General features: G+C 66.9%; 10 protein-coding genes and 1 pseudogene. 5 read left to right on the top strand and 6 right to left on the bottom strand.

Annotated features, from left to right (window positions below; translation table 11 throughout):
- Positions 1 to 22 precede the first annotated feature (22 nt).
- From FEF34_RS28275 to FEF34_RS43975, 3 genes are all read left to right on the top strand, one after another.
- Complete coding sequence (locus FEF34_RS28275; RefSeq protein WP_138055680.1) at positions 23 to 1,147, top strand: Mu transposase C-terminal domain-containing protein; 1,125 nt, start codon at positions 23 to 25, stop codon at positions 1,145 to 1,147.
- 65 nt (positions 1,148 to 1,212) lie between these two features.
- Entirely contained in the window at positions 1,213 to 1,443 is a 231-nt protein-coding gene (locus tag FEF34_RS43970) for a hypothetical protein (RefSeq protein ID WP_138055681.1), read from the top strand.
- Positions 1,440 to 1,670, top strand: a complete 231-nt coding sequence (locus FEF34_RS43975) for a hypothetical protein (RefSeq protein WP_138055682.1) — start codon at positions 1,440 to 1,442, stop codon at positions 1,668 to 1,670. The genes FEF34_RS43970 and FEF34_RS43975 overlap by 4 nt, the downstream gene beginning before the upstream one ends.
- On the opposite strand, the gene FEF34_RS28290 is transcribed toward FEF34_RS43975, so the two are convergent.
- On the bottom strand, positions 1,642 to 2,556 hold the full coding sequence (locus tag FEF34_RS28290) for an IS5 family transposase (RefSeq protein WP_234043027.1): 915 nt from the start codon (positions 2,554 to 2,556) through the stop codon (positions 1,642 to 1,644). The two genes, FEF34_RS43975 and FEF34_RS28290, sit on opposite strands and share 29 nt — an antisense overlap.
- Before the next feature lie 909 nt (positions 2,557 to 3,465).
- Here FEF34_RS28290 and FEF34_RS28295 point away from each other — a divergent pair.
- On the top strand, positions 3,466 to 3,972 hold the full coding sequence (locus FEF34_RS28295; RefSeq protein ID WP_267905272.1) for an SMI1/KNR4 family protein: 507 nt from the start codon (positions 3,466 to 3,468) through the stop codon (positions 3,970 to 3,972).
- A gap of 67 nt (positions 3,973 to 4,039) precedes the next feature.
- On the opposite strand, the gene FEF34_RS28300 is transcribed toward FEF34_RS28295, so the two are convergent.
- From FEF34_RS28300 to FEF34_RS28315, 5 genes are all read right to left on the bottom strand, one after another.
- Complete coding sequence (locus tag FEF34_RS28300) at positions 4,040 to 7,960, bottom strand: hypothetical protein (RefSeq protein WP_234042594.1); 3,921 nt, start codon at positions 7,958 to 7,960, stop codon at positions 4,040 to 4,042.
- An 18-nt stretch (positions 7,961 to 7,978) separates the two neighbouring features.
- On the bottom strand, positions 7,979 to 8,518 hold the full coding sequence (locus FEF34_RS43270; RefSeq protein ID WP_234042595.1) for a hypothetical protein: 540 nt from the start codon (positions 8,516 to 8,518) through the stop codon (positions 7,979 to 7,981).
- Positions 8,519 to 8,535: 17 nt separating this feature from the next.
- Positions 8,536 to 9,516 carry a hypothetical protein gene (locus FEF34_RS28305; RefSeq protein ID WP_234042596.1) on the bottom strand — a complete coding sequence of 327 codons (981 nt, stop codon included), beginning with the start codon at positions 9,514 to 9,516 and terminating at the stop codon, positions 8,536 to 8,538.
- 69 nt (positions 9,517 to 9,585) lie between these two features.
- Positions 9,586 to 10,833 carry an ABC transporter permease gene (locus tag FEF34_RS28310; RefSeq protein WP_138055684.1) on the bottom strand — a complete coding sequence of 416 codons (1,248 nt, stop codon included), beginning with the start codon at positions 10,831 to 10,833 and terminating at the stop codon, positions 9,586 to 9,588.
- Between the two features lie 17 nt (positions 10,834 to 10,850).
- A complete protein-coding gene (locus tag FEF34_RS28315; RefSeq protein WP_407698310.1) occupies positions 10,851 to 11,576 on the bottom strand; it encodes an ABC transporter ATP-binding protein in 726 nt (241 codons plus the stop codon).
- Here FEF34_RS28315 and FEF34_RS28320 point away from each other — a divergent pair.
- A pseudogene (locus tag FEF34_RS28320) lies at positions 11,526 to 12,523 on the top strand (IS5 family transposase). The gene FEF34_RS28315 and the pseudogene FEF34_RS28320 sit on opposite strands and share 51 nt — an antisense overlap.
- Positions 12,524 to 12,617 lie beyond the last annotated feature (94 nt).

Here is a 12,617-nt window from a genome sequence, read left to right on the forward strand (position 1 = left end):
CCCAGAACACGCCCTAGACGCGTTGTCGCTGCCTCCGCTTGCGGGAACGGACACTGAAAATCGGGACAGGCGGCTGCTGTTCGCCGTCGACCTCGACACACAGGTGCTCCTGGCCGCGGTGGTACACGACGCATCCCGCCCGGTGGACGGTTCGGCGCTACTCGCCCGGATATGGCTGCCCGCAGACCTGCGGGCCGACTGGCCGTCCGGGCGGACCGCCCCCGTCTCACAGCCCGTCGAACAACTCCCACCACTGATACGGCCGCAAGTTCTGCTCATCGAGCAGTCCGTCGCCCTGTCCGCGCGGGGGCTGACGGACACCTGTCGCCGTCACGGCATCAAGCTGCAGCGCACGGCCACCGTAGGCCCTCAGGCGAAGGCCATGGTGGAGCGTATGGGAGCGCGGCTGAGCTCACGGTTTTCCGACTTCGCCGAGGCGACGGCCAGGGACGCAAACCAGGCTGCAGGGCGGCCGACGGACAGGCTGCAGGAACTCCTTGATCTCTGGTCCCGGACCGTATGGCCGCATCAGGAAGAACCCACTGTGCAAAGGGACTTCCGGATTCAGGGTGGTCTGCCGGCCGGTCTGCGCAGATACGCGGGCCTGGTCACACGGGCCGGATGGGTGCCCACCCCGCCGCCGCCGAGTGTCTTCGTGGAGCTGTTGTCCTCCGCCCGGCGCAAGGTGGGCCCTGCGGGTGTGTATCTGCGCGGTCGCCGCTACAGCGGCCCCGGTCTCGACGAGCTCCACGGGCCGTTGCCTGCGTCCGCTGCCTTTCAGGAGCGCCAGGTCCGCTACGACCCCTTCGACGCCCGCCGGGTGTGGGTGTCCGCCGGCGACCAGCGCTGGATCGCCCTCACCACCGCTCCGGGTACGCAGCCTTCACCATTGCCGCCGACGACGGAGCTCACGGTCAACGCCCTCGTCTCCCTGCACCACAGCCCAGCCCGGCCCGCCCCGGCCGACATGGTCATCTCGCCTTCTGCCACCGTGCCTCCACCAGCCCCGGCAACGCCAGTTCCGGTCGACGCACCCGCCCAGGTCAGGGTGGCCTACCATGCCCGACTGCCGCTGCACACGCCCGATGTACTGAGAAGCCATCCGCTTTCCGAACGTGATCGTTTGGTTCGGGCTGGGTGGGCATGAACTCCGGCTGGCGGCGGGAGAGATGGGCGTGGTTCGTCTGCTCGTCTCGCTTGTGGAGGTGGCTGGTGCCGTCGGTGCTCGGTCTGCTGGAGGCTCGGGAGAAGAAGGTGCGGGAAGAGGTGGCACGGCTGCGGGAGGAGGCTGAGCGGGTGGAGGCTGCCCTTGGCGAGGCGGAACGGGCACTTCAGCGTCTGGCGGATGCCCGCGTGACGGTGGCCGAGGTGCTGGCCGAGCCGCCCGTCGTGGTCGCGGAGCCGGTGGTGAGGCGGTGGTGCCCAGACGGACCGAGGGCATGACGGCGGCGGTCCTGCCTGCGGACTACCAGCGGATCATGTCCGTGCTGGAGTCGGATGCGGCCCGGGAGGGTGTGCGGTGCCAGCATCTGGCCGCGGCCCTGGGCCTTCAGGCGGTCCCGGCGAAGGTCGAGGGGCTGCGGTCGAAGGCGAAACGCCTGGTGGAGCGGGGGTGGGCGCTCCAGGTGCGGCCGGGGGTGTTCACCTCGCTCGCGGCGTCGGCCGGCTGAAGGCGCCTGGCCGGCGCCCGGCCAGGCGGCTGCCCATGAGCATGGTCATGGACCACAGCACTATGGCCTCGTGCATGGCGGGCAGTGTCTCGTAGTCACGCACCAGGCGGCGCGAGCGCATCAGCCAGCTCAGGGTGCGCTCCACGACCCACCTGCGCGGCAGCACCACGAACCCGCTGGTGTCGTCGGTGCGTTTGACGATCTCAAGGGTGAGCTGGAGTTTCTCGGCTTCCCAGCCGACGAGCCGACCCGCATAACCGCCGTCCGCCCAGACGAGGCGGATGGAGAAGTACATGGTGCGCAGCCGCTCGAGCAGCGGGACGGCGGCGTCGCGGTCCTGCACGCTTGCCGCGGTCACCGCAACGGCCAGGACCAGGCCGAGGCAGTCCACGACCAGGTGCCGCTTGCGGCCGCCCACCTTCTTCCCGCCGTCCCACCCGGACGTCGAGCGCGGGATGTTCGTCGCCGCCCGCAGTGACTGCGAGTCCACGATGGCGGCCGTCGGGTCCGACGAACGGCCTTCCTTCTGGCGGACCTTGTCGCGCAGCCGGTCGTGGAGCTCGGTGAGCAGGCCCGTCACCTGCCAGCGTCGGGCGAACGCGTGCACTCGTCGGTACGGCGGGAAGTCACAGGGCAGGTTGACCCACTTGACGCCGTTGTCGACGACATAGCGGACCGCATCAAGCATGACGCGGTGGCAATAGCCCTCCGGTCTGCCGCCCCGCCCCTGAAGCCACGCGGGGACCGGCAGCAGCGGCCGGATGACCTGCCATTCCGCCTCCGTCAGGTCGGAGCCGTAACACGGGACGCGGTCCGGTCCGTCCGCCGCGTTGCCGAACCTGTGCGCGAGACAGTCACACGCCGGAGACGGCTCGTTGGACTCCACAGACGCAAGCGCGACAGACTGCAGCAACAGGGCCTCCCGGTGCTCGTTGGCTTCGACAACCCCGAGCTACCGCGAGGCCCTGCCTTCATGCACCGACCCCACCGCGATCACCCGATCAAGACCCTTGTTCGACCGACAAACCCACTGATCGGAAAGCGGATGGCTTCTTAGGCCAGCGCGAGTCGCTGTTAGGCGTTAGGCGGTAGCTCGTCCCAGGCGAATCGTGGGCTGTTTTGGAGGCGTGCCCTCGAAATGCCCGCCTGCGGCACGGATTGCCGCGGCCGTGTGATGCACGTCACGGGCTGTGTCCACATGTTGGACGCTCTAGTGTCGGGTTGGCGTGTCTGCGTGACGGTGTCCGTGTGCCTGATGCCCTGGCATACTCGGGTCCTCGTTGGTGCTGTGCCGGGGTTGCTACGAGGTAGGCATGGAGCGGGACGGGAAGCCCAAGCCGCCAAGGTAGCCACCAAGGTAGCCACGGAAACGCCCTCCCTGCATGTTTTGTGCAGGTCGTAGCGCTGCGGTGATTCTCCCCGGCGTACAGCCCGACTCGTCTGCCCCCACCTGCGGCTTTGCCTCGGAAAGGGCATCTGACCTGCATCGGAGGTCCTTTCCGATCTTTCAGGAGCTTGCCGCGTTAGGCGGCGGAAAGTCCCTCGGAAGTCCCTCGGACAGCACTGAAAGTCCCTGAAAAGTCCCTGGCGCGGAGGCGCGGGCGAAGCCTCTGAGCTGGTTCGGATCGATGGGGCATGACGCTGTTGCTCGACCCCTGCCAGGCCGTCACCGCCACACCCCCACTAAATTCGAAGACCCGCTATCCGGCTACAGTAGGTGAGCCCGTTGAGTGGCCTAGCGAATCCGTGCAGAGAGGGGCAGCGGGGAATGAGTGTGGAGAGCTGGTCCCGCGTAATGAATCTCCTCCGGGAGCATGCTCCGGCCGATCACGCGGATCTGCCCGGACCGGCTACGGAGCAGATGCTCCGGGCCGCCGAGGCACGTATGGGCATCGCTCTGCCCGGGGATCTTCGGGCCTGGCTGCTGCAGAACAACCTGGATCTCCCCGAAGAGGAGGTCGAGGATCCGGGCTACGTCGGGTTCGCCGGATTCGCCGGTTTCCCGGACGAGGGGAGCTTCTTCCTCGGCATCCGCGCGATCGAGTGGCTGCACGGGAACCATCCCATGCCCTGGCGCGCGGAGTGGATCCCGATCGTGTCCGATCAGGACAGCTGGACGGGCCTCTTCCTCGATGCCCGGGACGGACGTATCGGCAAGTGGTTCGTGGGCGAGAACATCGCCACCGGCACGTACGCATCCCTGGCGGACTACTTCGACTCGGTGGCCGGAGTGCTCCAGCGGATCGCCGACGGGACCCACCCCTACGGCTCCTTCACGGAAGGACGCCTCGTCTGGTCGTGAAGAAGGGGGGGTCCCCCCGGCGCATGGCCGAGGGGACCTGGACCTTTCCTTACGGGCCTTGCGGTCCTTACGGAGCGGGTGCGGTGAATCCGTCGAGGTCGAGCCAGTAGTTGTCGTCCTCCAACAACCGCTGCTCACCGATGAAGGTGCCGAACGGCTGCATGGACTGGGTGTTCTGCCATTTCGACATCGAGGACCGGCCGCAGGGCTCCTTCCACGTCGGGGCCGGGGTGTTCGGGCGCAGGTGCAGCGTCATGGTGTCGTCGGGGTTGCGCCGCAGATAGGTCTGCACGCACTCCGCGCCGCTGTACTGGACAGGGTTGGGACCCTTGAGGTTTCCGGCGCTCTGGAGCGAGTTGGCGAAGCTGAACTCGTCACAGCTCGGACCGTCGGTGGTGGGCTTGCCCGCGTCCAGAGTCCACATGTCGGTGAACAGACCGGTCCCGCTGTAGGTCTTCCACTTCCTGGCGCAGATGATCTGGCGGTTGCGGTACTGCTGCGTCTGGGTGTCGTTGGGGGCGAGCTTGTTGGCCAGATACGTGAGCGGCTTGCCGCTGCTGCGCTGACCCCACTTGATGTTGGTCTTGCGCCACATCATGTCGATGTGCGCGGCGGCTCCCGGGAACTTCTTGGAGTTCATGACGTACGTCGGGATGTACCCCGAGAACACACAGCCGGTGCCGGAGCCTTCGCTGTCGCAGCGGACGTCCAGCTTGGCATTCTCGAATTCGGCCGGATTGGCGACCGTGGTGCTGCCGACCTTTCCGCCGAGGGTCAGGTACGGGGTGATCGTGTTCTTGGTGCTGCCGCTGGGCGTCCACTTGAACCGCGTGGTGACGGTCCGCAGAAGCGTGTCGCCCTTGGCGAAGGTCTTCGACCCGTTCCAGTCGACGCTGGTGACGGTGCAGTAGCCGCGGCACTTGGCCGCGTAGTCGAGCGTCGCGGAGGTCGCCGAACCGTCCATCATCTTCAGCCGGATCGTGGTGACCTGCGAGAACTCGGCACTCTTCGGGTCGAGGTAGTACGTGGCGTAGATATCGAAAGCCGCGTTGCCGATCGGAACGGTGTTCGAGTACTCCGTCATCCCGTAGTCGCTGTGGATACAGGCGGTGGTGCGCTTGCGGGTGAGGTTGTGGATGACCATCGAGCATGACGCGGTGCTCGTGGCGGCCAGTGCCATCGGGGCCGCCGTGGCGGTGTCCGCCGAGGATCCGGCGGCCGCGGAGAAGGTGCTGGCGGTGATGTCCTCGCCCGGCTCGACCGGCGCCGGGTCCGGAGCGGTCGGGTCGGCCGTCATATTGCCGGTCAGCTTCTGGCCGTTGTACGTGCCCGGGACGAACGCCAGCGCGTCGAAGGCGATGTCCTTCGAACCGTCGCCGCCGTTGAAGTTGTCGAGCCGCACCTCGGGGATCTGGTCACCGAACTCGTAGGCGCCCAGGTCCACCCACTTGTTGGCCTGGTTCGCCGTCTGCGAGATCGCCGCCTCCTCTTCCCCCTCGGGTGTCTGGATCCGGTAGACGGCGTTGGTGGTCTGCGCCCCGTGGTCGGGGATGTGCGCGAAGATCTTCGCCTGGCGGGTCGTGTTGGTCAGCGGAGCGTTCAGCTTCCAGGTGCCGGTGACCTTCATACGGTTCGCGTTGGCCGGGTCGGACTCCGGCGAGCGGGTGTGCGTGAACCAGAAGTGGTTGCCGTAGCCCGCGCCGATCTGGTGCGTGTCGATCTTCCCCGGATACGTGGTGACAGTGGTCGGGTTGTCCGTACCGTCGTGGGTGAGATCCATCTGGGTGTCCCACGGCACGTAGCTGAGGCTGAACGTGCCACTCGACTTCACCGCTCCGCAGCCGCGGCTGGTGTCGACTCCCGCGGGGATGGTGCCGTCGGGCAGGTCGTCGACCACCAAGGTGTGGGCGGGCAGGGACCCGATGGAGCAGTTCGGCGGGTAGGAGCCGGCATCCGGCTGCTCGCCGTAGGACGTCGTGAAGCGGTGCACACCGTTGCCGCACTTGGCCCCCGTGTTGCAGTTCTTCCACTGCGCTTCGGTGACTGACTGGTTCCACCAGCAGTGCAGCCAGTGCGGGTTGGTGTCGCTGTTGCCCGCGTCCAGGGTGCAGGCGCCCATGCCCTGGTCGTTGGAGTCGTTGTCACCGATCTTGGACGGGTTGCAGTTGTTCGACGCGTTGCAGAACAGGTCGACCGGAGGCTTGGCGCTCGCGCGGTCCGCGTTGGTGGTCCACCATGCGGGGCGATAGCCCGCCTGGAAGTCACCCGGAGCGAACATCGCTGAGATCGGGCGTGCCGCCCAGCCGATCACCTTCTCCTGGTACGGCCAGTCCTGCGGGTGCGCGGCGTGGCTGTAGTCGTCCTTGGAGGAGTCGGTGGCGTGCTGCAGGAACGGCACCCTGTTGGCCTTCCACAGCGGGTTGGCCGGGTTGTTCGTCCAGCCCACGCCCCAGTGCCCCGCGGAGTCGGCGGTGTCGTAGAAGCCGGAGTTGTACGCCCACAGGGCGAAGAACCAGTTCTCGATCCACTTGGGGTGGCCGCCGTTGATCTTCATGCCGGCGTTGTACGTCAGGTTCCACTTCTCCGACAGGATCCGCACGCCAGCCGCGACGTTCGCGGTGTAGTCCAGCGCGACCGCTTCCTGGGCGACCGTGGACAGGGCGGTCTCGCCCGGCTTGGTCTTGCCCGCCAGGCGCATGCCGTCGGTGGCCTGGGTGATGCCGTAACCGCAGTCGGCATCGGCCCAGTTGATCCGCCAGGGGTCGAGCTGCTCGCCGGAGGCGGCGTAGTCGACGCCGTAGTAGTTGCCGATCAGGGAGTTGGCGGTGACACCGGGCACGGCGAAACGGGTGGCCTGCCACATGTTGGATTCCTGCGCGGTGATGCCCAGCATCACCTGTGCGGGAATGTGCCACTTGTCGGTGACGTCGGGGTCCTCGTTGTCGAGCTTGCCGTTGGGGTCACCCGCGAGGACGGTCGGCGGGAACAGGCCCTGGGGCTGGTAGCCGCCGGCGATGCCGGTGTTCTTCCAGTTGCTGTCGCGGTAGAAGTTCAACTCACCGACGACGGCCTGGTCCACGGCCCATTCGACCTGGCGCGGAGTGGGCTGGAACGCCTGCTTCTTCACGTCGTTGCGGGCCACCGCGCAGTAGCGTTCCCCGGTGCCCTCGCTCGGGTTGTCGGCCTGTGCGGTCAGGGCCTGGGTGCGCACGGTCTGCGTGGACAGGCCGTCCGTGCTCTTCTTGCCCATGTCCGGGCCGGAGTCGACCGGGCCGCCGGTGGGTAGAGCGGGGGACAGGGCGTGCCCCTGTGCCTCGTCGCCCACGCGGTGCGCGCCGGGGCGCAGGTCGAGGGTTACGGACTTGCCCGAGTCCAGCATGCGCAGGGCCGTACGGGCGGGGCGCGGCTTGGCGGCGTCCTCCGGGTTGACCAGGGTGGTCTTCCCATCGGACCAGGTGGTGGTCAGGGCCGCCTGGGCGTGACTGGAGATCGCCGCGCCCTTGGGGAGCTTGCCGGGGTTGTGCACCCGCTTGGGCAGGGCCTTGGACGTGGCGTCACCGGTGACGAACACCTCGCCGCGTGCCGAGCGGGTCAGGTCCCAGGCGTGCAGCCCGCCGGAGGCGACGGTGACGGGCTTGGTCTTCTTGCCCTGCTTCACCTTCGTACGGTCCAGGTGCTTGGCCCAGGCGGCCGGCTTGTCGGACGCCTTCTTGTCCAACTCGCGGTCGATGAAGGTGATACCGCCGTCGGCGTCGGCGGTGATCTGGAACGGCACCGTGGTGGTGGACGCCAGGGTCTTCTCGGCCGTGCCGTTGATCCGTACCAGCTTGTTGCCGTGGGCGGCGACGATGCCCGCGTCGGTGGGGATCGCCGAGGTGATCTGGCCGGCGAGCGTGACCGGCTTCGACTTCTTGCCGGTGGCCGCGTCGACGGTGATCAGGCGGGTCTGCTGCTTGTCGTCACCATCATGGGTGAGCTGGGTGAACACCGCCTGATCGCCCTGGCCTCAGCCGGGCGAGAAGTAGGCGAGCGACGACTGGAACGGCAGCTTGGTGACCTCGCCCGAGGTCAGGTCGACCACCGCGGTGAAGGCACCGCGCACCATCAGCTCGGGCTTGTTGGTGAACATCCGCGGCGCGTACGAGACGGCCGCGTACTTGCCGGACTCGGTGACGCAGTGGTTGCCGATCCAGGTGTCCGAGGCGAAACCGTCCTCGAACAGACTGGCCACTGTGCGGAGTTGGTAGCCGTCCTTCTCCTTGCCCGCAAGGAGGTGGAAGCCGGTGCCGTCACCGGTCGCGGTGACCGCGGTGTCCGCGGACTTCTCGTAGCCCTTGCCGAGCAGGCCGGCGCGGTCCTTCGCGGGGATCGCGGAGGGCTTCAGGGAGAGCTTCTTCTGCTGCTGGGTGGTGTCGCTCCACCCCTGCGCCGCGCCCTTGGGCGGCCTTGGTGCCTCGGCCTGCGCGGGCAGGCTCAGCGGTATCGCCAGCGCGGTGGTCACCGCAAGGGTGACCGGCACGCGCAGACGGATACGTATCTGTCTCAACTGTGTTCCTTCTCTGGTTACTTGGTGGCCTTCGCGGCCTCAAGGACCTCGCCCATGCGCTTCTTGATGGCGGCAAGCTGGTCCTTGTTCTCCTCGATCAGCCGCTTCTGGACGGCCGACTCCTCCTTGAACCAGACCTCGATCAGACGGGTCTGCTCCTTGCAGTCGATGTCGTCCAGCGCGAGCTCGATCGCGTTCTTGGTGGTGCCGTCGCCGTCGGCGTAGCCCTGCTCCATCGCCCGGTACGGATCGGCGGCCTTGCGGCCCTTGTCCTTCATGCAGGCCGACCAGCTCTTGAGAGCCTTCTCGACCGGCTTCAGCGGCCGGGACTCGGAGAGGCTTGTCGAGGCGAGCCCGGAGACAAAGCCCGCATCCTCCTCGTTCACCTTGAGCCGCCGCTTCGACCAGCCGGCGCAGCCGCCCTCGTGCAGCTTCTTTCCGTTGTGCTCGGCGCGCGCGGGCTCCGGGACCCTGCCGAAATGGCCGTCGCTGACCTTGGCGCCCTTGGGCGGGGCGAACTCGGGCTTCTTCCGCCCGGTCAGGACCTCCACCTCGATGCCTGAAAGCCCCTCCTCGACGGATTCGAGGCTCCGGGTCAGCTCCTTCGGCAGCCCGTACCCGTACTTCTGTGCCTGTGCGCGGTCACTGAGGCCATAACGCCGCTCGATCGAGACGGCGTTGCTGTGGGGCGGCGGGTTCGCGCCGGGACGCGGCAGATCGACGGTCAGCCCGTACTCGGACATGCACCGCATCTGCAGGGTGCGCAGCGCGGTGTCGACGGCGACCTGATCCGCGTAGGAAGGCAGGTAAGCCTCGAGCGGCAGCTCCAGGCCCTTGACCAGTCCGGAAGTAGGCACCTCAGCAGGCCAGTTGGTTCGGTCGATGGGGGCCTTGTCCTTCGCCGAGTCGGAGGCCGATCCGGACGAGGAGCAGGCACCGAGCGAGATTGCCGCGAGCATGACAGTGGTGGCGACGGTCGTTCGCCTGAGGACGTGCATGAGTTTTCCTTCTCTACGTGACGTGAGGTGGTCCGCGTGCGTGGCGCATGCCAGCCGCGCTCCTTACGCTCAGCGGCGCAGCGCCTCTACCGGCGTGATGCGGGAAGCTCTCCAAGCCGGATACAGGCCGGCCAGCAGACCAGTCGCCAGGCCGATGGCGGGCGCGGTTGTCACCGTCATGGAATGGATGACGGGCGTCCAGTCCCGGGCGATCGCTACTCCGACAACAGTCAGCGTGCCAAGGGAGGTACCAACGAGGCCACCCAGGGCCCCCAAGGTCGCGGATTCCGTGAGGAACTGAGTGGTGATGTGCCGACCGCGTGCTCCCAGCGCACGCCGCAGCCCGATCTCACTCGTGCGTTCCAGCACTGCCACGAGTGTGGTGTTGGCGATACCGACGGCTCCAATGAAGAGGCAGATCGCCGCAAGGAGGAGAAAGAGCTGGTCGAGGTCCCCCGTGACCTTGCCCCGCAGGGTCCTCGGATCCGGCGGGGGGATGGCCTTGAAGTACTGGGGATGAGCGGGGTCGAGCGCCATCGGGGATTCCTGGGCCACCTGGGTCGCTGCTCCCAGACGGGTCGACACCAGCATCTTGGCACCATCTTTGGGGGTACCCCATATGTGCTGTGCCGTTGAGCGCGGGACGACAACAGACAGGAGAAGATCTGCCTTGCGTTCCACATCACCGATCACACCGATCACGGTGAACGCCTCGTCGCCGATGAAGACCGCCGGCTGAGTCTCGACGGTTGAGATACCGAGCTGGGCAGCGACCCCTGACCCAACAACGGCCACACGCTGGCGGGTTCTGTCGTGCCAGACATCGAAATTCCTGCCCTGGACAATCGAGGGACCGGCGGCATCGAGGACACCTGAGGAGGCGGCAACGACTTGGATGTCCTCCCCACCGCGTGAGACTCCGACGGGTGCCGAACGCACGGAGTTGCCGTCCTGCAACTGAACGGGCCAGTACACCCCTGCATGTTCCACGCCGTTGAGGCGCTCTACCTGCTGCTCCCCATCAGCTGGGAATGCGAGATCCACAAACTCGTTGTGGTCTTTTGCAACGTCCTCGATGGTCACTTCCGTCGCGCTCAGGGCGCTGAAACGCTCGTCGATCTGCGACGAGGCTGTTGATGTCAATCCCAGGACGGCCACGAAGGTGCCCACTCCCAGAACCGTCCCCACGGACGTGAGCAATGAGCGTGCGGGACGCTGCAGCATGCCGGCACTCGACTCCGCCAGCACGTCTCGTACGGGGAATCGCGTGACGGGTATGGACCGAGCGTTGTGGCGACCTTGGCGCAGTCGCACCATTGGCATGAGTCTGCGCCTCACCTCCTTACCTCTTCCGTGAGTCGTCCGTCGCGGATAGTGATCGTTCGTTCGCCTTGCTGGGCCACTAGCAGATCGTGCGTAATGACAAGAATGGTCATGCCAGCCCCGTGCAAGACGTGCAGCAACTCCAGAATCGAGGCGGCAGTTGAGGTATCGAGATTGCCGGTTGGTTCGTCGCACAGAAGTAGAGATGGGCGCCCAACCATCGCGCGGGCGATGGCCACCCGCTGACGCTCACCGCCCGACAGAGTGGATGGCACGGCATCGACACGGTGCTCCAGGCCAACGCGAACGAGTGCTTCCCTGGCCTTCCTCATCCGTTCCTTGTGGCTGATGCTTCGGTAGACGAGAGCCAAAGCCACGTTCTCCAATGCTGTGCGGTGCGGCAGGAGATGGAAGGACTGGAAGACGAATCCGATACGGTGGCCCCTCAGGGCGGTTCGGTCCGTGTCCCCCAGTCCAGCCGTGTCGTGGCCGTCGAGGAGATAGGTGCCGTGCGTGGGGATGTCGAGCAGGCCAATGATATTGAGCAGCGTGGATTTACCCGCGCCTGAGGGGCCAACCACCGTGACGAACTCTCCCCGCTGGACCACTAGGGCGTGTTCTGGGTTGAGATCACGAGCTCGGTCATTCCCGCTCCAGGAGGGTGCCGGTTGCGATAGACCGGTCGCGTGACTCGTGGCGATCTGACCGATGCCGAGTGGGGGTTGGTCGAGCCGCACCTGCCGCTGGGTGCGTTCGGACCGATCCCTGACCTGCGCAGCTACTTCAACGCGGTGATGTGGCGGTTCCGCACCGGCTGCCCCTGGCGAGATGTGCCGGAGAGCTACGGCTCCTGGTCGACGATCTACGACAGGTTCCGGATGTGGGTGCGTGAGGGGGTCTTTCAGGCCCTCATGGACGCGATGATCGCCGAGGCGGCGGCCCGCGACGATGTAGATCTCAGCCTGGTCAGCGTGGACTCGACTGTTGCCCGCGCGCATCACCACGCGGCGGGCATGGTCGTCGCCCCGGAACTCCTCGAGGACCTGGAGAAGGCCGTGGCGGAGGAAAAGGGGCTGCAGCAAAGGGACAAAACAACCCCGTAGGCGAGCAACCCGCGGACATGGAGGACTCCGGGCGGGAACAGCGCCGCGCCGTGCGCCGACGCCGCAGGGCCCGGCTGCGGGCCGCCGAACTGGGCCGCTCCCGGGGCGGGCTGACCAGCAAGGTCCACCTCGCCGTCGAGCGGCGGTGCCGCCCGCTGTCCATCATCCTCACCCCCGGCCAGGCCGCGGACAGTCCGCGCTTCATCCCGGTCCTCAAGAAGATCAAGGTGCGTGTCCCGGTCGGCCGCCCCAGGACCCGGCCGGACGCGGTCGCTGGCGACAAGGCGTACTCCTCCCGCGCCAACCGCGCCCACCTGCGCAGACGCAACATTAAGGCGGTGATCCCGGAGAAGGCCGACCAGGCCGCCAACCGCAAGAAGAAGGGACGCTCCGGCGGACGCCCGGTCAGCCACGACGCCGCGCTCTACAAAGATCGCAACACCGTCGAGCGCGCCATCAACAAGTTCAAGGAATGGCGGGGGCTGGCCACTCGCTACGACAAGACGCCCGAGAGCTATGCCGCCGGGCTCCACTTGCGCGGATCCATCCTCTGGTTACGCAGCCTGCCAGCCCTCCCGTGATCTCAACTCAGAACACGCCCTAGTACTACAGGGCTAGATCTTGATCATCTGAAGCTGTAGCCGCCTTCTGAAATGGTGCCGTCGCGCCTCCGCT

It is taken from the genome of Streptomyces marianii (genome assembly GCF_005795905.1).
Taxonomy (GTDB): domain Bacteria; phylum Actinomycetota; class Actinomycetes; order Streptomycetales; family Streptomycetaceae; genus Streptomyces; species Streptomyces marianii.

Coding starts and splice junctions, on each gene's coding strand:
- FEF34_RS43975 (WP_138055682.1), top strand. CDS start 1,440: ATGACGGCGGCGGTCCTGCCTGCGGACTACCAGCGGATCATGTCCGTG.
- FEF34_RS28295 (WP_267905272.1), top strand. CDS start 3,466: ATGAATCTCCTCCGGGAGCATGCTCCGGCCGATCACGCGGATCTGCCC.
- FEF34_RS28305 (WP_234042596.1), bottom strand. CDS start 9,516: ATGCACGTCCTCAGGCGAACGACCGTCGCCACCACTGTCATGCTCGCG.
- FEF34_RS28310 (WP_138055684.1), bottom strand. CDS start 10,833: ATGGTGCGACTGCGCCAAGGTCGCCACAACGCTCGGTCCATACCCGTC.